This is a genomic window from Streptomyces sp. NPDC007162, assembly GCF_040634175.1.
Taxonomy (GTDB): Bacteria; Actinomycetota; Actinomycetes; order Streptomycetales; family Streptomycetaceae; genus Streptomyces.
In genome coordinates, this window is the sequence record NZ_JBEYFC010000116.1 from 1 (window position 1) to 21229 (window position 21229).

At 70.2% G+C, this 21229-nt stretch carries 22 protein-coding genes and 1 pseudogene; 14 read left to right on the plus strand and 9 right to left on the minus strand.

The annotated features are described in order from the left end of the window. The first annotated feature begins 79 nt into the window (after positions 1-79). From ABZ646_RS16405 to ABZ646_RS16415, 3 genes are all read left to right on the plus strand, one after another. Positions 80-673, plus strand: a complete 594-nt coding sequence (locus ABZ646_RS16405; protein ID WP_360518738.1) for an aerial mycelium formation protein — start codon at positions 80-82, stop codon at positions 671-673. A 136-nt stretch (positions 674-809) separates the two neighbouring features. Then, positions 810-2054 (plus strand): GNAT family N-acetyltransferase, encoded by a 1245-nt coding sequence (locus ABZ646_RS16410; protein ID WP_360518741.1) that lies wholly within the window; start codon positions 810-812, stop codon positions 2052-2054. A 356-nt stretch (positions 2055-2410) separates the two neighbouring features. Next, a complete protein-coding gene (locus ABZ646_RS16415; protein WP_360518743.1) occupies positions 2411-3325 on the plus strand; it encodes a winged helix-turn-helix domain-containing protein in 915 nt (304 codons plus the stop codon). Positions 3326-3328: 3 nt separating this feature from the next. Here the strand turns inward: ABZ646_RS16415 and ABZ646_RS16420 are convergent, their stop codons facing one another. Next, a complete protein-coding gene (locus tag ABZ646_RS16420; protein ID WP_360518746.1) occupies positions 3329-3520 on the minus strand; it encodes a hypothetical protein in 192 nt (63 codons plus the stop codon). 142 nt (positions 3521-3662) lie between these two features. Between ABZ646_RS16420 and ABZ646_RS16425 the strand changes: the two genes are divergently transcribed. The 8 genes from ABZ646_RS16425 (at position 3663) to ABZ646_RS16460 (ending at position 11856) form a co-directional block, all read left to right on the plus strand. Next, positions 3663-4535, plus strand: a complete 873-nt coding sequence (locus tag ABZ646_RS16425; protein ID WP_360518749.1) for a GntR family transcriptional regulator — start codon at positions 3663-3665, stop codon at positions 4533-4535. A gap of 29 nt (positions 4536-4564) precedes the next feature. Then, a complete protein-coding gene (locus ABZ646_RS16430; RefSeq protein ID WP_360518752.1) occupies positions 4565-5278 on the plus strand; it encodes an HAD-IA family hydrolase in 714 nt (237 codons plus the stop codon). An 87-nt stretch (positions 5279-5365) separates the two neighbouring features. Then, positions 5366-5674 (plus strand): winged helix-turn-helix domain-containing protein, encoded by a 309-nt coding sequence (locus tag ABZ646_RS16435; protein WP_360518755.1) that lies wholly within the window; start codon positions 5366-5368, stop codon positions 5672-5674. Further along, entirely contained in the window at positions 5671-6099 is a 429-nt protein-coding gene (locus tag ABZ646_RS16440) for a hypothetical protein (RefSeq protein WP_360518758.1), read from the plus strand. The genes ABZ646_RS16435 and ABZ646_RS16440 overlap by 4 nt, the downstream gene beginning before the upstream one ends. Positions 6100-6437: 338 nt before the next feature. Then, complete coding sequence (locus tag ABZ646_RS16445; RefSeq protein WP_360518791.1) at positions 6438-8573, plus strand: aminoglycoside phosphotransferase family protein; 2136 nt, start codon at positions 6438-6440, stop codon at positions 8571-8573. Between the two features lie 25 nt (positions 8574-8598). Beyond that, positions 8599-9216 (plus strand): TetR family transcriptional regulator, encoded by a 618-nt coding sequence (locus ABZ646_RS16450; protein ID WP_360518761.1) that lies wholly within the window; start codon positions 8599-8601, stop codon positions 9214-9216. Positions 9217-9276: 60 nt separating this feature from the next. After that, positions 9277-11280, plus strand: a complete 2004-nt coding sequence (locus ABZ646_RS16455; protein WP_360518764.1) for an AAA family ATPase — start codon at positions 9277-9279, stop codon at positions 11278-11280. 72 nt (positions 11281-11352) lie between these two features. Next, positions 11353-11856 carry a hypothetical protein gene (locus tag ABZ646_RS16460; protein ID WP_360518767.1) on the plus strand — a complete coding sequence of 168 codons (504 nt, stop codon included), beginning with the start codon at positions 11353-11355 and terminating at the stop codon, positions 11854-11856. A 174-nt stretch (positions 11857-12030) separates the two neighbouring features. Here ABZ646_RS16460 and ABZ646_RS16465 read toward each other — a convergent pair whose 3' ends face one another. Together ABZ646_RS16465 and ABZ646_RS16470 are read right to left on the minus strand one after the other, a co-directional pair. Then, complete coding sequence (locus tag ABZ646_RS16465) at positions 12031-12450, minus strand: PIN domain-containing protein (protein ID WP_360518770.1); 420 nt, start codon at positions 12448-12450, stop codon at positions 12031-12033. After that, entirely contained in the window at positions 12447-12668 is a 222-nt protein-coding gene (locus ABZ646_RS16470) for a type II toxin-antitoxin system VapB family antitoxin (RefSeq protein ID WP_360518773.1), read from the minus strand. The genes ABZ646_RS16465 and ABZ646_RS16470 overlap by 4 nt, the downstream gene beginning before the upstream one ends. A 468-nt stretch (positions 12669-13136) precedes the next feature. On the opposite strand from ABZ646_RS16470, the gene ABZ646_RS16475 reads away from it, so the two are divergent. Continuing rightward, the gene (locus ABZ646_RS16475) at positions 13137-13745 is read left to right on the plus strand and encodes a class I SAM-dependent methyltransferase (protein ID WP_360518776.1); all 609 of its coding nucleotides are present in this window, start codon (positions 13137-13139) and stop codon (positions 13743-13745) included. A gap of 33 nt (positions 13746-13778) precedes the next feature. Here the strand turns inward: ABZ646_RS16475 and ABZ646_RS16480 are convergent, their stop codons facing one another. The 3 genes and pseudogenes from ABZ646_RS16480 to ABZ646_RS16490 all read right to left on the minus strand — a co-directional run bounded on the left by ABZ646_RS16480 (position 13779) and on the right by ABZ646_RS16490 (position 15242). Next, a complete protein-coding gene (locus tag ABZ646_RS16480) occupies positions 13779-14150 on the minus strand; it encodes a VOC family protein (RefSeq protein WP_360518794.1) in 372 nt (123 codons plus the stop codon). Between the two features lie 81 nt (positions 14151-14231). Next, positions 14232-14620 (minus strand): annotated as a pseudogene (locus ABZ646_RS16485) (nucleotidyltransferase family protein); the annotation flags it as partial. A gap of 49 nt (positions 14621-14669) precedes the next feature. Further along, positions 14670-15242: a DUF6817 domain-containing protein gene (locus ABZ646_RS16490; protein ID WP_360518779.1), complete on the minus strand. Its 573-nt coding sequence runs from the start codon at positions 15240-15242 to the stop codon at positions 14670-14672. A 194-nt stretch (positions 15243-15436) separates the two neighbouring features. Between ABZ646_RS16490 and ABZ646_RS16495 the strand changes: the two genes are divergently transcribed. Then, on the plus strand, positions 15437-16360 hold the full coding sequence (locus tag ABZ646_RS16495) for a LysR family transcriptional regulator (RefSeq protein WP_360518782.1): 924 nt from the start codon (positions 15437-15439) through the stop codon (positions 16358-16360). Between the two features lie 137 nt (positions 16361-16497). On the opposite strand, the gene ABZ646_RS16500 is transcribed toward ABZ646_RS16495, so the two are convergent. Next, the gene (locus ABZ646_RS16500) at positions 16498-17616 is read right to left on the minus strand and encodes an NAD(P)/FAD-dependent oxidoreductase (protein ID WP_360518785.1); all 1119 of its coding nucleotides are present in this window, start codon (positions 17614-17616) and stop codon (positions 16498-16500) included. Positions 17617-17670: 54 nt separating this feature from the next. Here ABZ646_RS16500 and ABZ646_RS16505 point away from each other — a divergent pair, with 54 nt between their 5' ends. Continuing rightward, positions 17671-18363 (plus strand): TetR/AcrR family transcriptional regulator C-terminal domain-containing protein, encoded by a 693-nt coding sequence (locus ABZ646_RS16505; protein WP_360518788.1) that lies wholly within the window; start codon positions 17671-17673, stop codon positions 18361-18363. Positions 18364-18387: 24 nt separating this feature from the next. On the opposite strand, the gene ABZ646_RS16510 is transcribed toward ABZ646_RS16505, so the two are convergent. After that, positions 18388-19119: a class I SAM-dependent methyltransferase gene (locus tag ABZ646_RS16510; RefSeq protein WP_360518797.1), complete on the minus strand. Its 732-nt coding sequence runs from the start codon at positions 19117-19119 to the stop codon at positions 18388-18390. Positions 19120-20293: 1174 nt separating this feature from the next. Continuing rightward, the gene (locus ABZ646_RS16515) at positions 20294-20965 is read right to left on the minus strand and encodes a recombinase family protein (RefSeq protein ID WP_143606564.1); all 672 of its coding nucleotides are present in this window, start codon (positions 20963-20965) and stop codon (positions 20294-20296) included. Positions 20966-21229 lie beyond the last annotated feature (264 nt).

A 21229-nucleotide genomic window follows, 5' to 3' on the forward strand; every position in this document is an offset into this window, starting at 1 on the left:
GGACAACGCGCCGGGCGCGCGGGAGCACTTGGGGTGGCACCATGCTTCCACACGCCGGTCGAGGGGACGGTAGAGGCGTATGAGCACACCGAGTACCGGGCGACTGAAGGTGCAGGGCGCGCAGGGCGTGCCGAGTCTGCCCAGGCCGCCCGCACAGCGCGGCCAGGGCACCCCGCTGCCCCCGGAGCCGCCGGAGCACGACCTGACCCGCCTGAGCCTGGCCGAGCTGCGCGTCCTGCGCCGGGACGCGCAGCGCGACGAGGCGGACCTGAGCTACGTACGGCGGCTGCTCCAGGGCCGTATCGACATCCTGCGGGCGGAACTGGCCCGCCGCTCCCCGGCCGGCGCGGCCTCGGTGGTGGACCGCCTCCCGGAGATCCTCACGGACGCCCCGGCCCGCCACCGCCAGTCGGCCCGGCACGTCACCCTGGGCACTCCGCACAGCGAGGAGTACGGCCGCCTGGCCGCCGAGATGCTGGCCGAGGTCGAACTCTCCGACCTCCAGGCCCGCACGGACCCGGAACTGACCACCGCGATGGGCCGCCTGGTCCGCTACGAACAGGAGGTGTCGAGGCGGCGGCAGCACCTGCAGCGCACGGCGGACGGTTCGAGTGCGGAGATCACCCGCAGATACCGAGAGGGCGAAGCCCAGGTCGACGACCTGCTGACGTAGGTGATGGCGCGCCCCGAAAGGGGCGCTGGGGGCACCCCCGGCCGAAGGCTGGGGGAGGAACTGCGCGACAAGCCCCCACCGGCCCGCACCCGAAAACCACTCGGCACCACCCCGGGCACCCCCATACCGTGAACGCATGACCGACCCCGTCGAAGTCCGCCCCATAACCGAATCCGAGCTCGCCGACTGGCACCGCGCACTGAAGACCGGCTTCCTGCAATCACCCACCCTCACGGAAGCCCACCTGGAAGCCCGCCGCGGGCAGTTCGTACCCGGCAGACTCCTGGGCGCCTTCGACGGCCCGCGCTGCGTGGCCACGTTCCGCTCCTTCGCGCAGGAGCTCACGGCCGTCGGCGGAGCCCCGGTCCCCGCCGACGCCGTCTCGAACGTCACGGTCAGCCCCACCCACCGCCGCCGCGGCCTGCTCACCCGCATGATGAGCCAGGACCTCGCCGCGGCGAAGGACCGCGGAGACGTCGTCGCCACGCTGATCGCCGCGGAGTACCCGATCTACGGCCGCTACGGATTCGGCCCGGCGACCACGCTGACCGAGTGGAAGGTCGAGGTCCCGCGCAGTGGCCTGGACCCGCGCTGGTCGCGCCCGGAGGACAGCGGCCGGATCGACCTCGTTGACGGCGAGGAGATCCGCAAGCTCGGCCCCGAGCTGCACGAACGCGTCCGCCGCGGCACACCGGGCGCGGTCAGCCGCACCGACCTGTGGTGGCAGCTGCGCACCGGGACCGTCCGCTTCGACGACGACTGGACCGAGCCGTTCTACGCGGTGTACCGGTCCGCGTCCGGCGAGGTCGAGGGCATGGTGTCGTACGAGTCGGACGACAACTGGCACCACAAGCAGCCCTACAACACCGCGCGAGTCGACTGGCTGCTCGGCGCGACCCCGGCGGCGGAGCGCGCGCTGTGGCACTACCTGTGCTCGATCGACTGGATCACCTCGGTGACGAGCGGCCGGCGGTCACCGGACGACCTGCTGCCGTACCACCTTCCCGACCCGCGCGCCGCGCGGATCACCGACCAGGCGGACTGGCTGTGGGTGCGGATCCTGGACGTCGTACGGGCCCTGGAGGCACGGACGTACGACACGGCGGGGTCGCTCGTCCTGGCGGTGGCGGACCGGCAGGGCCTGGCCGGCGGCCGTTACCGGCTGGACGCCTCCCCCGAAGGCGCGTCCTGCGCCCCGACCACCGACACCCCCGACCTCGCCCTCGACATCGCCGACCTGGCGAGCGTCTGGCTCGGTGACCAGACCGTGGCGCGGCTGCACGCGCTCGGCCGGGTCGGGGAAGAGCGAGTGGGCGCCGCCCGGGAGGCCGACGCCCTGCTGCGCACATCCGGGCGGCCTTGGTGCCCGGACATCTTCTAGCCGTTCCCCTTCCTGCCGACGACGGGTGCCTGAATCACCTTGTTCGGTTGTGTCTGTGTTCGGTTGTGTCTGTGCGGCTCATCCGTAGCGAGCTGTGAAGTTGTGACTGTGCGGGTCCTGCGGTGTTCGGTTGTCGGTGTTCAGTTGTGGCTGTGCTGGCCGTGCGCCTCGTCGGTCGCCCTGAGTGGCCGGGCTCCCGGCTCCCCTCCGGAAGGGAACCCGGTCGGCCAACCGTCGAGGAAGTAGGACCATGTTGTACGAGTTGGCGACCAACTCCAGAGTACTTATCTCCGCTTGGAAGCGACTCATAACCACCTTCCCGCGAACTGCCTAAAGATGGCGGGAAGTTGTAACGTTTGTCTGTGGACCCCGAACACGCCTCCGCCAATGGACGGAAGCGGTCGCAGCGGCCTCTTGCGTCACACCGTGAGGTGGCCGACGTGCTGCGCACCCGGATCAGGTCCGGGGTGCTGCGGCCGGGTGAGCGCATGCCCACGCAGGCCAAGCTGGCCGACGAGTTCGGGGTCGAGCGGGGGGCCGTCCGGCAGGCCCTGCGCATCCTGCAGTCGGAGCACCTGCTCACGAACGTGACGAAGGGCAGCCCGGCGACCGTGGCCAGGGGCACCGGCACACCGGAGCACGCCGTGGGTCCCGAGGCGCCGCCGCTGCCCACCATGGTCGGCCTCACGCCCCGGATAGAGGCGGCGTTCGCGGCCCGGCACGTGCGGATCGACGCGCTCTGCCTGACCTCGGTCTCCCTCAACCTCGCCCTCGGCGAGCCGTTGCGCTTCATCCACGCGGGGCTACTGGAACCGGCCAAGATCGACGTCCGGGTGCTGCTGCCGAGCCGGAGCATCGACCTCGCGTTCCCGACGGCGGTGGACGCCTCGGCGGAGAGCGCGGTGCACAACCGCTGGCTGGCCCAGCGCAACGCGCAGGGCCAGGTGCTGCGGCACAACCTGCTGGCCCTGCGCGCCACCCACGGCATCGACGTGCACGTCACCTTCCGGGCGCTGCCGTTCACCCCGCCGGTCAAGCTGTACCTGCTCAACGGGGACGAGGCGCTGTTCGCGTACTACACGCTGGGGCGCCACGAACGGGAGATCGACCACGAACACCTGCAGACGTACGACGCCGTGGGCACCCGCTCGATGCTGTTCGCCTTCGAGCGGGGCACGGGCCTGCGGGACACCACGTTCGTCGACCAGTCGGTGCTCTGGTTCAACGCCCTGTGGCAGACGATCAGTTCGGATCTGGAGCTGTCGGGCTGACGCCTACAGACCGGGGCCCGCGAGCACCAGGGCGAGCAGGACCGCGCCGGCGGAGCTGAACGCCGGGCTCTTGGCCTTGATCCCCACGGTGAGCAGCAGCAGACCGATAATGCCAGTGGCACCGTACTTCGACTGGACGGTCTGTTCGAAACCGAGAACGAAGACGGCTGAGAGAAGAGCGAGGGCGGCGGGCATGTCGGTTCCCCCATCGTCGGGAAGCAAGCTTCCACCAACTCAAGCAAGTTGGTAACCAACTCTGATTATGTTGTCCCCAGTTGGCTGTAACTTATAACCAATCTTCAAACAACTCCCGTCAGATGGATCAAAGTTGTAGCGTTTGGTCGTGACCCAGGAGAACGTGGCAGTGAACACCGGCAGCACGCCTCAGGAGATCGCCCGGACCCTGCGGGAACGCATCCGCACGGGCGACCTCAAGGTGGGCGACCGCCTGCCCACCCAGGCGGAACTGGCCGAGGAGTTCGGCGTGGAGCGCGGTGCCGTACGCCAGGCCGTGCGGGTGCTCCAGGACGACGGCCTCCTGACCGGCGTCAGCAAGGGCAGCCCGCCGCGCATCGCCGAGCCGCCGTCCCCGGCGCTCGACGAGCCCCAGCCGACGATGGTGGGCCTGGGCCCCCGCATCACAGAGGCGTTCTCCGCCCCGCACGTCCGCATCGACGCGGCCTGCCTCACCGCCCAGAGCCTGCTGCCCGCGCTCGCCGAGCCGCTGCGGATGATCCACGAGGGCCGGATCCGCCCCGAGCGCATCGACGTCCGCGTGCTGCTGCCCAGCCGGGACATCCAGCTGGCCTTCCCGACGGCGGCGGTCGAGAGCGACGGCGACACCGTCCACAACCGCTGGCTCGGCATGCGCAACGCCCAGGGCCAGGTCCTCCAGTACAACCTCCAGGGCCTGCGCTCCACCCACAAGATCGACGTGCACGTCACCTTCCGGGCGCTGCCGTTCACCCCTCCGGTCAAGCTCTATCTGCTCAACGGGACCGAGGCCCTCTTCGCGTACTACATGGTCACGCGCCGCGAGGAGCAGACGGAGGCCGGCATGCTCGACATGTACGACGCCGTGGGTTCCGAGTCCCTCCTCTTCTCCTTCGAGAGACGATCCGGCCACCGTGACGCCGCGTTCGTGGACCAATCGCAGATGTGGTTCGACGCCCTCTGGGAAACCATCACCACGGACCTGACACTCTCCTAGTGACTTCTGATACGACGCAGACTGAACCGGTGACGGCCAAGAACGAGGACGCGACCGAAGAACTCACGGAACTGATCAGAAGCGCCCGCGTCGTCCTGTGGGACTTCGACGGGCCGATCTGCCGCCTGTTCGCGGGCCACTCGGCGGAACGGGTCGCCGACGGCCTGGTGGCGTGGCTGGAGAGCCGAGGACTGCGCGGCCTGGTCACGGACACCGAGCGCGACTCCCTCGACCCGCACGTCGTGCTGCGCGCCGTGGACCGCCGGCATCCCGGCAGTGACCTGGTCGCCGAGCTGGAGGAACGCCTCACGAAGGAGGAGCTCCAGGCCACGTCGACGGCGATGCCCACGAAATACGCGGACGTCCTGATACAGACCTGGCGCGCGCTGGGCACGCGGATGGCGGTGACCACCAACAACTCGCCCCGGGTGGTCCGGGCCTACCTCGACGACCGCGCCCTCACCGCCTGCTTCGCCCCGCACATCTACGGCCGCACCCAGGACCTGCACCGCCTCAAACCCGACCCGCACTGCCTCAACCGCGCCCTCAGCGCGATGGGCGCCGCCCCCGACGCGGCCCTGATGATCGGCGACTCGCCCACGGACCTGGAGGCGGCACGCGGCGCCGGGGTGCCGTTCCTCGGCTACGCGCGTAACGAACGGAAGGCCAAGCTCCTGACCGGGGCGGGCGCGGACCATGTCGTCGACTCCCTGAAACCCTTGCTGGCACTGCTGCGACCGTAGCCGACACGTCTCGCGCCCGCCGTGGCCGCCTGCGCACCCGTGCCGTGAGGGACGCCAGCAAACCCGCGGCCCGATCAAGTCGACCAGTTGACTGAGAAGTGGTACGTACGGGACGTCGCCAACCGGGCGAACGACGGCAGAGGTGCGGTTCAGCGGGTCTCGGAGGAGCTTCGGCTCCGGCTCTCCGACGGCGCCTACCCGCTGAACTCCTACCTGCCGTCGCAGGAGTCGCTCGCGACGGAGTTCCGGGTCTCCCGCGACACCGTGCAGCAGGCGCTGCGCGTCCTGCGAACCGAAGGCTGGATCGAGTCCCGGCAGGGCAAGGCTCCCGGGTCGTGCGGCGCCGGCACATCCAGCCGTCCGTGCCCCGGGCCACCCGCTCCCGCCATCCGATGACGCCGGGACCGCTCATCGGCGAGGCCTTCGAGCACGAGGAAGTCGCCCTGCACATCGCGACCTTGACCTCGGAGAGCCTGGACGCCCACATCCGGGCCCGCATCGTCGCACCGCGGCGAATCACCCTGCGTACGGTTCTGGAGCAGCTCCGCACCGAGAACCTGGTGCCGCCGGTCGACCTGCAGATCCGGCGCACGGAACTCGCCCCGACCTTCAAGCTCTGCGTCATCAACCACGACGAGGTGCTGCACGGCTTCTACGAGCCGATCCCGCGTACGGTGATCCTCGAGGGCGGCACCGAGGTGGAGGCCGTGGACGTGCTGGGTCCCGGGGCGACCCTCACCCACCACGTCCGGAACGCGGATCCGGACAACGCGACCAGATGGTTCGAGTCGGTCTGGCAGCTGCTCGTCTCCCGGCCGTGACGTCCGTGTGATCCGGAGAGGGCTCCGCTGCGCTAGAGTGCCGAACCGTCTGAGCAACCGCTCGGTTGCGTGCGTATAGGGATGGCGAACGGAGCCAGTCTCGGACGACCGCGCCGATGGGTGACCGTACGGGCGAGCGATCATTCACTCGCGAGAGTCACTCCATCACCTCTCCAGTCGTGTCGTACGTCACCTGGTAATACCGTTTCCCCTGCCCGATCCTCGCGATTAGCGCGCGTACCACCCCGGAGCGACCAGTGGGTGCACCCTCCGTCCCCGCCGGCGTCACCGGGAAGGACACCGGCAGGCCTCTGCCGGACGAAGAGTACGAAACGTTCCTGGGGCATGCCGCGCAATGGGGTCTGGCGAGCAGCGGCTATCACAACCAGAACTACGTCCTCCCCCTGACCGAGCCGATGGCCCGGCTGCTGAAGCAGGAGCCCGGGACCGCGGTGACCGTCCGCGTCCGCAGGACCGACGCCCTCCCCGTGGTGATCCGGACCTGGCCCGACGAGGCACGCGTCCTGCGGGCGATCAAGGGTGTGCTGCCCAACGTGCCCGAGTGCCTCTTCGAGGGGAATCGCTTCACCATCCACAGCTATGTGGAGGGAGTCCCGCTCTCCAGCGTCTGCGAGAACGGCAAGCCGGTCGACGCCCTCCTCCTGAAGGACCTGGCGGGACTGTTCGCCCGGATGACCCAGGTGCGCGGTACGGCGCTGCCGGCGCTGCCGTCGACGTGGCCGCGGAACCACACGGACAGCCAGGGCTTCCTGCGGACGCTGGCCAGGACGGCGGACGTCCAGATCCGTCAGGCCAACGGGGCGGAGTTCGGCTGGCTGTTCGCCGCCCTGGGGATCCCCGAGGACGCCCTGCTCCGCTTCGCCGACCGGGTCCCGGCCCTGACCAGGCGCCCGTTCGGCCTCCTCCACGCCGACCTGCACCGCGACAACCTGATCACCTCGTCGGCCGGCGGGCCGCCCCTCACCTGCGTCGACTGGGAGCTGGCCACCTTCGGTGACCCCCTGCACGACCTGGCGATCCATCTGGTGCGGATGCGGTACCCGAAACAGCAGTGGGACGAGGTCGTCGGGGCGTGGGTGACCGCCTTGCGCCCGGTGCGGCCGGCCGCCACCCACGGCGTGACCAAGGACCTCCGGCACTATCTGGACTTCGAGCGGGCGCAGTCGGTCTACCCGGACGTCATGCGCGCCGCGAAGTCACTGGAGTCCTTCGACGAGCAGAACCTCCGGCAGGCGACGGCGGCGATCCGCGGCGCGCTGGAGGCAGCCGCCGAACCGCTGCGGCTGAGCACGGTGCCGGGCGATCGGGAGATCGAGCACATCCTGTTCCGCTGGGCAGCCTCCGCACCGGTCGGCGGGGCTGCCCGGCGCGGCCGGATCGGCGGGGTCATGGACTGGCGGCCGGACCGGCGGGTACCGGAGCACTCCGACTTCCCGCACTCCGCGGTGCACGCGGCCCTGTCCCTGGAGGGCACCGCGCCGGCCCACCGGGTGTTCAAGGGCACCGCGCACCTCAACTCGGTGGTCCGGGTGCCGGGCATCGACTTCCCCGTGGTGATCCGCCGCAAGGTGCCGCACGTCCGCCGGCGCGAGCGCAGCTACCTCAGTGAGCACGCGGTGCTGCGGGCGATCGAGCGTTCCGGGGTCGCGGTGGCCGCGCCGCGCGTCCTGGCACTGGGGGAGAGCCATTCCCAGTACCCCTTCGCGTACTCCCGGGACCGGTTCGCCATCCACACCTACGAGGGACCGGCGGACACCGGCCGCAAACCCGACCACCCGGTGCACGGTCTCCTCCCACAGGAGGCAGACGGTCTGGTCGACCAGCTGGCCGCGCTCACCGGCGTGGGCCACACCCAGCTCGACCCGGCCGGGGGCGAGCCCGACTTCTACACCTGGCTGAGCGAGCAGCTCGTCCTCCTGGTCGCGGGTCTTCCCGAGGAGTCCCAGCAACTGGTCCGCTTCCTGGGGCTTCCCGGCGCCGCCCGGCTGCGGGAGATCCTCGCCCGGCACCAGGTCAGCCGTCGGGCCCCGGCCCTGCTGCACGGCGACCTCAACCCCTGGAACCTGGTGCGCCGCGACGACCGGTTCGCGCTGACCGTCATCGACTGGGAGATGGCCCTCGTCGGCGACCCGCTGTACGACCTGGTGCGGCACATGCACCTGACCCCGACCCGGCCGGAGATCAGGGACCGGATGTTCCGGCGCTGGGAGCGCGGCCTGGCCCCCGAGTTCACCCGTGACTGGCAACGTGACTGGCGGGTGTACCGCTGGATCGAGATCATCCGCTCCGCCTACGTCGATCTGGACCGCCTGGTCACCGGGGCGAGCCTGGACGCGCCCAACGTCCGTCGGGCCGTGGACTCGTACGCCATGACCCTGACGGCGGCCACCGGCTCCATGGGCCTTTCCGTCCGGGCGACGGCGAACCCCCACCTCGCTCGTGCGCTGGCCTGAGGGGTGCCCGCCGTAGGCTCGCCCCATGGGTGAGATGGGCCTGCGGGAGCTGAAGAAGCGGCGGATGTACGAGGACGTGTCGGACATCGCCGTACGGCTGTTCCTGGCGAAGGGGTTCGATGCGGTGTCGGTCGCCGAGGTGGCCGCCGCCGCCGGGATCTCCAAACCGACGCTGTTCCGGTACTTCCCCGCCAAGGAGGACCTGGTCCTGCACCGGATCGCGGACCACGAGACGGAGGCCGCCCGGCTGGTCGCGGAAGCCCGGGCCGGCGCCCGGTCGCCGGTCGGCGTCCTGCGCGACCGCTTCCTCTCCGGTCTCGCCCACAACGACCCGGTCACCGGCCTCAACGACCACCCCCAGGTCCTCGCCTTCCACACCCTCCTCAACAGCACCGCCACCCTCGTCGCCCGCCAGCACGCCTACCTGGAGCGTTCCGAGGCGGCGCTCGCCGAGGCCCTCGGCGGCACCCTGGACGCCCGGCTGGCCGCCGGCCAGATCATCGCCGTACAGCGGATCCTCGCGCAGGACAACTGGCGGCGGATCGCGGCGGGGGAGCGGGTGGAGGACGTACGCGAGGACGCGGTACGGGCGGCGGAGCGGGCGTTCGCGCGACTGGAACGGGCGCTGGCGGACCACGGCTGAGCACGACTGAGGCCCGGTAAAAAATGTAACCCGGTCACGTTTCTCGTCTAGGCTGTCTTTATGCAGGAGGAACTCGACCGCGAACGCGCCTACCACGACACCTGCCGAGCCGCCCTCGCGCGGATGGTCGACGGCGCCGCCGAGCACGTCGTCACCGGAGAGGACGTCTCCGCGTCCGGTGCCGACGCCGAGGTGCTCGGGTACCGGCTGCGCAGCCGGGCCAAGGAGATGCGCGAGCTGCCCGAGGGCCCGCTGTTCTTCGGCAAGCTCGACTTCGAGGCGGGCGAGCACGCCGGGCAGAGCTACCGCATCGGCCGGCTGCGGATCAGCGAGGAACCGACCGCCCCGCCCCTCGTCGTCGACTGGCGTGCCCCCGTCTCCCGCGCCTTCTACCAGGCCGGCCCCGACGACCCCCAGGGCGTCGCGGTACGGCGCCGGTTCGGCTGGGCCCCCGGCAGCCGCGGCGACTCCGCCGACCTCACGGGCATGGAGGACGAACGCCTCGGCAAGGGCGAGTCGGGCACCGGCACCCTCCTCACCCGGGAGATCGAACGCCCTCGCGTCGGCCCCATGCGCGACATCGCCGCCACCATCCAGCCCGACCAGGACGACCTGGTGCGCGCCGACCTCGCCGACTCCGTCTGCGTCCAGGGCGCGCCGGGCACCGGCAAGACCGCCGTCGGCCTGCACCGCGCCGCCTACCTCCTCTACACCCACCCCCAGCGCATCCGCCGCTCCGGCCTGCTCATCCTCGGCCCCAACCGGACCTTCCTCTCCTACATCTCCGAGGTGCTGCCCGCCCTCGGCGAGACCGGCGTGCGCCAGACCACCCTCCACGAGGAGATCGCCCGCCACCCGGCCACCGCCACCGACCCCGGCCGCACCGCCGCGCTCAAGCACGATCCCCGGATGGCCGAGGTCCTGCGCCGCGCCGTGTACGCGCACGTCTCCACCGACGGCATCGCCCCGCTGTCGCTCTCGGACGGCACCTACACCTGGCGGGTGGCCGCCGACACGCTGGCGCGGATCGTCGAGGGGGTACGGGACGAGGAACCGCCGTACGCCGTCGGCCGCGAGCGGGTCAGGGGGCGCGCGATGCGGGCCGTACAGCTGCTGGCCGAACGCCGCGCGGGACCGCAGCCGGCCACCTGGACCCGGCGTCTGGAACGCTCACGGGCGATGAGCGCCTACCTCGACACGGTCTGGCCGAAGGTCCGGCCGGAGGAGGTGGTGGCCGGGCTCCTCACGGACGCGGCGGTGCTGGCGCGGGCCGCCGAGGGGGTGCTCACCCCCGCCGAGCAGCAGCACCTCCGCCTGCCCCGGCCGCCACGCTCGTACCGGTCCGCCCGCTGGTCGGCCGCCGACCTGGTCCTCCTCGACGAGGTCGCCGGACTCATGGAACACCCCGAGGGCTACGGCCACATCGTCGTCGACGAGGCCCAGGACCTGTCTCCCATGGAGTGCCGGGCGATCGCCCGCCGTGCCGCCTTCGGCTCCCTCACCGTCCTCGGCGACCTGGCCCAGGCCACGACGCCCTGGGCGGCGCGGAGTTGGGACACCGTGCTGCACCACCTGGGCAAGCCGGACGCGAGGGTCGTCCCGCTCAGCACGGGCTTCCGCGTCCCGGCGGCGGTCGTGGACCTCACCAACCGGCTGCTGCGGCGGCTCGGCACGGACGTCCCGGAGGCGAGGTCGTTCCGCACGGACGGGGAGCTGACCCTCCGCCCCACGGACGACGTCCTCGCGACGACGGTGTCCGCGGTACGGGACGCCCTGACCCGGGAGGGCTCGGTCGGGGTGATCGCGGCGGACGCGGAGGCGGCCGCCGTGCGCACGGCCCTGACGTCCGCGGGCATCACCCCGGCGGACCCGGCCGACCCCGGCGCCAGGGTGACCGTCGTCCCGGCCGGCCTGGTCAAGGGCCTGGAGTACGACCACGTGGTGGCCGTGGAACCGGCGGCGGTGGCGGAGGCGGAGGAGCGGGGACCGCACAGGCTCTACGTGGTCCTGACCCGCGCCGTCTCCCGCCTGGACGTGGTCCACGCGAGACCGCTGCCTTTCTGAAATCGGGGTGAGTCGGGGCGAAGGTGTGTCACGAAAGCATCGCTCGTCACCCTCGCGGCTGCCGTCGTGGCCTTGGGACAGACGGGAGCCGCGCACGCCGACACCCCCCACTGGAACAAGACCAAGAAGTGCCGGCAGAAGGACTTGGACGGGCGGAACGTACCCACCCTGAACGGCAAGGCGGACAAGAACGACGGCAAGGGCATGAGGAAGTGCCCGAACCGGATGAACCACTCCGCAATGACGCCGTGGGAAGTGGCCGTGGCACAGGCCGACGTGACCGGCCACCTGATCCTCTACACGCAGGCACCGATCGTGAAGAAGATGCGTGTCCGCGGCGTCCTCCCCGGCCCCGACGGGGCGCCGACCGTGCGGATCGCGCTGGGCGGCGGAAGGCAACCGTCACCGATGGAGGTGCGGTTCTACTCCGGCGGTCAAGTGGGCAACGTCCTCGATACGCCGCTGATCGGACCGGCCGTGATCGCGGAGGTGTTCTCCCGGTCGCAGGAGCGGGAACTGTTCGAGGAGCCGGAGAACGATCCACACTGCACGGCCGTACTCGGTCTGACGCACTGAGCAAAGATCGCGAAGCGCGACTGGCGGTGCCTCTGCAGTAGGCGTGCTGCCGGTGCTCTTCCATCTGCTGTGGCGCCGGGAGCCGGCCGTACTCGTCGGCACCAGGGGCAAGACCGAGGGGGACGCCCTGGCTGCTTGTTGCGAGGGTGTCAGGCGCTCACCCTGCCTCACATGCTAGAAACCCGGGACGTTGCGCACATTCCGCTCACTGACGTCGGGCAGGAAACGCGCCACGGTGACGAAATCGGCGTCGTCGTGCAGGACAGTCAGTCCATGATGCGCGGCGGTCGCGCAGATCATCAGGTCGAGCGGCCCGGCCGCACCGAGGGCGCCCTTCTCGGCGAGAGCGTACTGGGCTGTGTCGACCCAGTCCCACAACCTCTTCGGCAAAGGTACGTCGGGATACAGATCGGTGAACATCTCCCCCATGGCCTCGTACTCCACGGCGTTGCGCGCTGAGCGCCGGAACTCGGTCCGCTGGGCGGCGCACGACCCGATGGCCCGGAGGGTGGTGGTCTCCAGCCATGCGTCCCTCAACTGCTCCTCACGCAGGAGGCGCCACAGACCCGAGGAGTCGAGCAGGTAGTGGATCACGCGCCACCCTGCTTGTCCTCGACCCGGCGGTGCTGCCAGCCCTCGTAGTCCCACTGCTGGGCGACGTGGAAGTGCTTGGCTACGAGCGCGGCCCGCTCATGGCGTTCGGCGTACTCACGGAGGGCGGCATTGACCACATCCTTCTTGGTCCCACCGCCGGCGACACGCATGGCCTTCTCCAGCGCATCGTCATCAAGGTCGATCGTGGTCACACTCATACTGGACTCCTTTATTCAAGGGCAATATCCAGTATATGTATCCGCGGGATGCACGCGGGTTGCTTGTTGACGTCTGAAGAAGCGCACCACCCGTCGGCCGGGTCGGCCAGCACTCTCCCTTGCCCAAGGCCGGACACCTCGTCCTGACCGAGACGGAACCTCCGGAAGCGTCTCACTCAGCGAAACCGGACACTCGGTGATGTGCAGGCAGTCCCGCCGTCTGGATGTCGAAGCATCACCACCTTCTGGCGCAGTCTGTTCCAGCGGGGCTACCGCCTGAGCGACCGGGTAGAACGACTCCGGCGGATGTCGCCGAACGACCGCCAAGTCCGCCGCAGCCTCGCGCCGACACAACCGCCCGGCAGTGGTTTCGCATCGAGATGATCAGGACCGCTTCGCGCATCGAGCTGTCCATCGATTCCGCCGAGCTCAAGGCACTCACAGTGCAGGTCAAAGGAGGTATCCGCCGTGTCCGACCTCGACAGCCAGACCGCCTACATGCCGTGGCTGGACGACGTCGACGGGCGTGCCGCGATCCTTGACTACGGTTGCGGCTACGGCCGGACCATGCAAGCCCTCGAACGGCAGGGCTTCACCGACCTCAGCGGCGTCGACACCTCACCGGGGATGATCTCCCGGGCACGCACCCTGCATCCCACGATGCACTTCGCCGTGCTGGACGCACCACCGGTGCTGGCCCATCCGGACGCAAGCCTCGACGTGGTCCTCCTCTTCGCGGTGCTGACCTGCGTACCCGGCAACGATGCACAGCGACGGCTGGTCGGTGAGCTGAGCCGCGTTCTCAAGCCGGGCGGAGTGCTCTACCTCAGCGACCTGCTGCTGCAAGGCGACAGGCGCAATCGTGACCGCTATGCCAGGTGCGCGGAACGCTACGGCACCTATGGAGTGTTCGAGACCGGCGACGGCGCAGTCTGCCGCCACCACCCGAGCGACGGGTTCACCTCCCTGCTTGCCGGCTTCGAGATCGCCGACACCCGCCGAATCACCGTCGCCACCATGAACGGACACGAGTCGAAGGGAATCCAGATCCTGGCTCGTCGAGGGCAGCTCTGCTGAGCCCCGGCCAACGCGTCCCACGCAGGGCGCCGATCAGCGCAGGCTGATGCAGAAGGGATGCCCAACCGGATCGGTGAGAACCCGCGCCTTGTCCCCGTGCGGCTGGTGATCCGGCTTGCCCGCACCAAGCTCCAGCAGCCGGGCCTCGGCCACGGTCAAGTCCTCATCGACCTTGAAGCAGATGTGAAGCTGCTGGGGAACGATCTGGTCGGGCCAGCTCGGAGCCCGGTAGTCGTCGACCCGTTGAAAACCGATCAGGAGTCCGTCCTCACCGTTGAGGCCCGCGAAGTCGGCGTTCGACTTCGGATGCAGTTCAAGGCCGGTGGCCTGTTGATAGAACGCCGCCAGAGCCAGCGCATCAGGGCAGTCGAGTGTTATCGCAACCAGCTTCATCTGCAGGGGCATGGCGCCTCCGGGCCGAGCAGGGGACTTCCGCGATGAACACCCTAGAGGCGGCTGCCCGCAGTTGAGCAGGTCAGAGCCCAACACGTCGGAGAGCCCGTGAGGCGCACAGACGCGCCGTTCTCCGTCGGGTTCCGGCCGGACGCCCAGACAGCACGTCGTCGCAGCGAAGCAGTCGATCGCGGACTCGGTGGACTCGTGCGGCGGACAGGGCACCCCGAACTTCCGCTCATACCAAAGATGCACACGGACCTCGTTGGGGATCTCCGATGTCGTAGTCCTTGATGCCGTTGGTCGGGGGCCTGTCGGTGACCACGTTCCACACCGTCTGGAAAAGGCAGCCCGCCGTCACATACCAGCCGGGCAGCTCACAACGTCGCCGCCCTGGTCATCACGTCGGTCAGGACCTCTTTCTGGGAGAGCACCGTCCGCAGGACATCGAGCTGCTCAACGAGCGGGAGTCGACCAAGCATCCGTACCCTCTGTCACGAACAGCCGCTCCGACGCTCCCGTCCGATGCGCTCAGTCCTGCGGAACAGCATCCGATGCGAGCACCGCGCAGCAGGCCGACCAGGCTGGTCGGCTCAGCAGGGGCCGGAGGCGGGTGAACAGGGCGAGGAGTTCAGCTGCCCACTTCTCGCGGAAGGACGGGGACACCTGAGCGAGGTCGAGTTCGTTGGCGGCCGACAACTCGGCGAAATCACGTCGCAGCTGCGGCTCTGGACGACGGACGCAACCGGTGAACCGGTCGTGGAAGGAGACCTCGGCATCCGCGAGCGTCGGATAGGTGGCCTTCCGGTCACACGAGGCATAGAGGTACACGATGGCTTCGGACTCGGCGCCGATCACCGCCGCCAGTTCGGTGCGGCGGTCCACGGAGAGCAACGAAGCAGGGAATCCGTCGGTGCCGTAGAACGCGTGGCACAGGCCCGCAAGCCGGAGGGCCGGGCGGGCGCCCCACTGGGCCAGTTGTCCGTGAACACGCTGGAGGTGCGCGAGCAGAGTGCCGCCTGGATGGGCGATGTCCGCGGCACCGAGTTCGCGCAGCAGCGCGACGGCCTGGTCCGCAGGGGCGGGTGCCGGGGAAGCAGGCACAGAGAACGCTCCTTCCGTCACTCGGGTCGGCACCCGTCCGTGCTTCCGCCTGTGGTCCGGACCTCGCGAAAGCGCCGGACGGGTTGCCGCCTGGGCCCTGTGCCGATCATCCTGGAAAGCGCTGACCCCAGTCAATCCTATGGATTTATAGCTGTACCCAAGCTGTAGCTTGGGTGACTTGGTAGCTTGGGTGCATGACTCTGGACGACTTGCGGGTGTTCGTCGCTGTGTGCCGGGCCGGAAGCCTCAGTGCCGTCGCCCGCGAGCTGGACTGCACACAGTCGGCGGTGAGCCAGCATGTGAAGCGATTGGAGCGGGAGACAGGCGTGAGTCTCCTGGAGCGCCAGCCGCGAGGGGTCGTGCCCACGCCTGCGGGGCGCGTCCTGCGGGACGCCGCCGCCGACGGTATCGCCGGTCTGGACCTGGCCCTGCGACGCCTCGCAGACCTCGTCAACGGTGACCACGGCTCCGTGCGCGTCACCACGGGCGGAACGACCGTGCGGCACTTCATGCCCGAGGCCATCGTCGCTTTCCGGCAGCGCTTCCCCAAGGTGAACCTGGAGTTCCAGACGGAGACCTCCAGCCGCAGCTGCTTCGACGCCCTCGCCGCGGACGACCTGGACCTCGCCTGGGTCACCATCGGCGGCCCGGTGCGCGGCATCGAGCAGCGCACCGTCGTCGACCTGCCCTGGGTACTCGCCGTCCGCGCGGACGACCCGCTCTCCAGCCGGGCTCGTATCGACGTGACCGACCTCGCCGACATCCGCCTCATCCGGCTGCCCCAGAATTCCACCTCAGGCACACGACTGGACGCCGCCTTTGCCGAACTGGGCATCCGGAGCAGCTCCGACACCAGCGTCGCCGACTGGGACACCGCCCTCCTGCTGACGGAACTGGGCCTCGGCCACGCCGTCGTACCCGCCCTGCCCGGCTGGCAGGTGCCCGGCGACGCCGGCCACCTCCGCCTCGTCCCCATCCCGGACCTGCCCACGCTTCCGGTCGGCTGGGCCGTGCGTCGCTGGGACGCCCTCACCCCACTCGCCCGGATCTTCGCCGACACCGTCGCCGACAGCTGCACGGACAGGGCCACGAACCCGCAGCGCGCGGCTCAGCACTGATCAGTAGCCCGGCCGCGGACGCCGGAGCCTCGGGACGTTGCGCACGCGCCGCCCCGCTCGTCCTCGGCGCGGCGCCGCTGCCGGCCCTCGTGGTCCCTCCTGCCGGGCGACGTCGAAGTGTCTGATGCACCGCACGGTCAGGACGACTGGACCCGGTCGAAGAGGGCGACGGCCGTGGCGGGGTCCGGGCTCATCAGGCGTTCCAGGCCCGCCGTCGTGATCTCCGCCCACCGGCCGGCCCGATCCCACATCCGTTCCTCGAAGGCGCGGACGGTGTCGTCCAGGTCCCCGGAGCCGGTGGCGATGGACTCGGCGAGTTCGGCGCCTTCCAGCAGGGCGAGGTTCGCGCCCGCCCCCAGTGGGGGCATCAGGTGGGCGGCGTCGCCCAGCAGCGTCACCCCGGGGACATGGGTCCAGGTGTGGGCCACGGGCAGGACGTGGAGCGGGCGGTGGACGAACGCGGGGCCGTGCCGGAGGAGGTCGAGGACGGGAGCGGCCCAGCCGTCGAACAGGGCCAGCAGACTCGCCCGCACGGCCTCGGCGTCGGCCAGGTCCAGGTGCGCGTGCCAGTCCGGCTCCGCGCGGAACTGGGCGTACACCTTGACGTGGCCGCCGCTGTTGCGCTGGGCGACGAGCTTTCGGTGCACGCCGTACACGGCCAGGGAGCCGTCGCCGACCAGCCGGGCGAGGTCGGGGTGGCGGGTGTCGACGTCGTCCAGGGAGGTCTCGACCGTGGTGACGCCGGTGTAGTGCGGCGTCACCGGCGAGACCGCCGGGCGGGTCCGGGACCAGGCGCCGTCCGCGCCGACCACGAGGTCGAACGTCTCCTGTCGCCCGTCCGCGCCATGGACCACCGCGCCGTCCCCGGCACCCGGCACCACCCGCGTCACTTCCCGCCCCCACTCGACGTCCAGGGGCCCCAGCAGCAGGTCACGGAGTTGCCCGCGGTCGATCTCGGGATTGGCCCGGTCGTCCGGACGGGGCCGCCAGTCGCGCAGGACGGTCCCGTCCGTGTCCAGGATGCGCATGGCCTGCCCCTCGGGACGGGACAGCGCCTGGAACTCCGCCAGCAGGCCCGCCTTGTCCAACGCGCGTTGCCCCAGCCCTTCGTGCAGGTCCAGGGTGCCGCCCGGGGGGCGGGCGTCGGGGGCGCGATCGCGTTCGAGGACGGTGACGGGGTGGCCGTGGCGGTGCAGCACGCGGGCGAACGCCAGACCGCCGGGACCGGCTCCGACCACTGCGATGCGTTGTCTCATGTCGATACACTGTATTGGAACGCTACGGTGTATCGCAACGGTACGGTGTGTTCCATGACTGTGTGGGACCGGCCCGAGCCGCCGACTCGACCCGTACCGCTCGACCGGGAGCGGATCGTCGCCGCCGCCGTCGCGCTCGCCGACGAGGGCGGTCTCGAGGCGGTGTCCCTGCGCAAGGTGGCCGCCCGGCTGAACGCCGGCCCGATGCGGCTGTACGGCTACATCTCGACCAAGGAGGAGCTGTTCGACCTCATAGTGGACGAGGTCCAGGCCGAGATCCTCCCCGAGGAGCAGCCCGCGGGCTGGCGGGAGGCACTGGGCACCCTCGCCCACCGCACCAGGCGGACCGCTCTGCGGCACGAGTGGCTGGCCGACCTGCTCGGCGGCCGCCCGAGTCTCGGCCCCAACGGCCTGGCCGTGACCGAGGCCACGCTGGCCGCCCTGGACGGGCTCGCCGACGTCGACACCGTCATGCGTGCCGTGGAGACCGTCAGCGCCTACTTCACCGGGGCGATCAGGCGCGAGATCGCGGCTCTGCGGGCCGAGCGCGCCACCGGCCTGTCCGACCGCGACTGGCAGCGCGCCCACGGCCCGCACGTGACGCGGATGCTGGCCACCGGCCGCTTCCCGGCGCTGGCCAAGGCCGTGCACGACGGCACGGACGTGGACGCCGAGACGACCTTCGCGACCGGCCTGGAATGGGTCCTCGACGCCGTGAGCAGCAAACTCGACCGACCACCGGCGTGAACACCCCCCACCGGGGCCAGGACGTCAGCCCAGCGGGCGGCGGGCGATGAACACGAACTCCCGGCCCGGGCGGTCGGGTGCGTCGCGGACGTCCTCCAGCACGAAACCCTGCGCGGTCAGGTCCGCCTCGGCTTCCGGGCGCTCGCGGAAGCGCAGCGTGGAATCCGACGTCAGCACCAGCCCGTCCGCGGCGAACGCATACGTCCAGCGGAACGTCACCAGCGGCTCGCGCACCTCGACCAGTTCGACCCAGCTCTCGACGGTGCCGGTACCCGGGATCTCCGTCACGCGGTACGACGACTCGCGGTTCCACTCCTCCCAGGCGCGGCGGCCCGGCACCCTGCTCTCGAACACCAGGTGCCCGCCGGGCCGCAGGGCGTCGTAGGCGCCCCGCAGGGCCTGCCGCCACGCCGGTGGATCGATGATGGCCTGGGCGACGTTGCCCGTCATGGTCGCCAGGTCGGCACGCAACGGCGGGAGTGCCGTCATATCGCCGTGGATCCAGCGCACGCGCTCGGCGCCCGGTTTGCCGCGGGCCACGTCGACGGACGCGCGGGCGGGGTCGACGCCCACCACCTCGATCCCGCGCTCGGCCAGCAGGAGCGCGAAGACGCCCGTCCCGCAGCCGATGTCCAGCACCCGACGGGCCTCGAAACGCTCCGCCAGCCGAAGGTACGCATCGAGATCGCCACGGTCGGGGTCGAGGGCGTCGTAGACCGCGGCGAGGCGCGGATGCCCGTAACACTCGTCAGCCATACGGCCGAACGTACCGCCGCTCCAGGTTTCGAGAGAGCCGTTGGCCGCGGCGGCAAGGGCGTTCTGCTCAGCGGCGTCCTGGATGGTGTGTGCGATGACGCGGAGCTGTTGGATGAACCAGGGCTTGGCCGCTGTGCGCAGAGGGCTCTCGTCGGGGAGCCGCCGTGCGAACTCCGTATGAAAGGCCCGGAAGTCTTCCTCGTCGGTGGACATGGCCAGACGGCGCCGGTGCGGAGAGGCGTAGCGGGCCATGGTCGTGACGATCTCCGGATAGACCGCGGCATAGCGTTTGGGGTCCCAGGGCCGGACACCGCGGGCAGGGCGGGGCTGCACGGGTTGAGCACATGGGGACCGTGGCGGCGAAGGAGCCGGTAGTGGCGCTGTTGGGCGGCGACGATGTCGGGGAGGTCGGCGAGGTCGAACTGGGCGGCGGGGGACTCGACGGCCCGTCCGATCCAGAGGCGGTGGGGGACGCAGACCTGGTCGTGGTGTTTCGACATCCAGACCATGACGCTCTGGTCCGGTTTGCCGGTCCTGCGGGCGACGCAGCGGCGGCAGGCCCACCGGATGGTCGCGACGCAAGGGCCCTGGGGGAGGTTCCACGCCTGCCCACCCGGCGCTGACTGTCCGGTCTCGCTGAAGGTGAGGCAGCGTGAGTGCCCGACCTGGGGTGCCTCGGTTTGAGCGAGACGGGGGCAGGTCGATTGTCTCGCTCAAACTGAGGCAGTCTGGGCTGGCCTGGCGGCGATCACGGCCTTGGGGACCAGCGGAACAGCCAGTAACGCTAAGCACTTGATCTTGCTGCGTTCGCCTACAACTCGAACGTCAGCTGCCCGCCGGTTTCGAGTGCGGTATGCCGGGTCTGGGCCCGGGTGCGGGCGTGGTGGTTACGGTCGTAGTGCAGGTGGCAGCCCTGGGATGGCTTTGAGGTTGGCCGGGTGACAGTTCTCCGGCGTGTGGTCGAGGTGCGCGCTCTCGTCGTCAGGATGACCCGCGAACCGGTGCCGTTCACGGGCTGTCCGTGCCGGTTGGGACACCGGCCGGGGTGACTGCCGCGTCCGCACTCGCCTTCACACTCGCACCGCCAGCCGGCGCGTTCGTTGATGGCGTTGGAGATGTCCGGCCAGTCGGCGGGACAACGCTCGCGGTTCTAAGGACGGATCGGCACGTGGGGTCACCGTTCCGCAGCGTCGAGCTGGTGGGGGACGGCGGAGGCGCGCAGGTCTTGGAGGTCGGGGATGTGGTTGTAGAGGGTGCCCGGGGAGATGCCCAGCATTTTGGCGATCGAGGTGATGGAGCGGCCGGGGTCGGGCAGCAGGTCGCGGGCGGCGCGGATGACTTCCTCGGTAGCGACGGTGGGGCGCCCGCCGACCCGGCCGCGGGCGCGGGCGGCGGCCAGGCCCTCGCGGGTGCCCTGGACGATGAGTTCGCGGATGAACTCCGCCAGAGCGGCGAAGACGTGGAAGACGAGCCGGCCGCCGGGGGTGGTGGTGTCGAGGTTCTCGTGCAGCGAGGTGAAGCCGATCCCGCGCGTCCGGAGTTCGGCGACCATGTTGATGAGGTCCTGGAGGCTGCGGCCGTAGCGGTCGAGCGAGGGGACGACGAGGGTGTCACCAGCGTCGAGGAAGGCGTGGCACGCCTTCAATTCCGGGCGGAGGGCGTTCTTGCCGGACTTCTTGTCCGAGAAGATCTTCCGGCATCCGGCGGTGGTGAGGGCGTCGATCTGCCGGTCGAGCTTCTGTCCGCCGCTGGACACCCGCGCGTACCCGATCTTGATCTCGGTGCAGACAAGCGGTTCGGCAACGAGGAGTTCGGGGTGGCCGGACGGCTCCGGAGTGTCACTCATGACCGCGGATCATGTCAGAAAACGGTGGTCGAGGGTTCTTGAATGACCCAGGTTTTTGAAGGGTTTTTTGAAGGCTGCGGGGTGTGCGGACCCCCGCACGGTGATCTTCAGAAAACGTTCGTTTTTTGAAGGCGAGGCTCGTCGACCCGCATCGTCTTCTTTGTTGGATCGGAGTGTCGCAGTAAGGGCGGTTGGTGCGATGCCGGGCCCTCATCAGCACCCCGGGCGAGACTCTGACGGCACGGTCGGCGGCAGCCCGGCAGG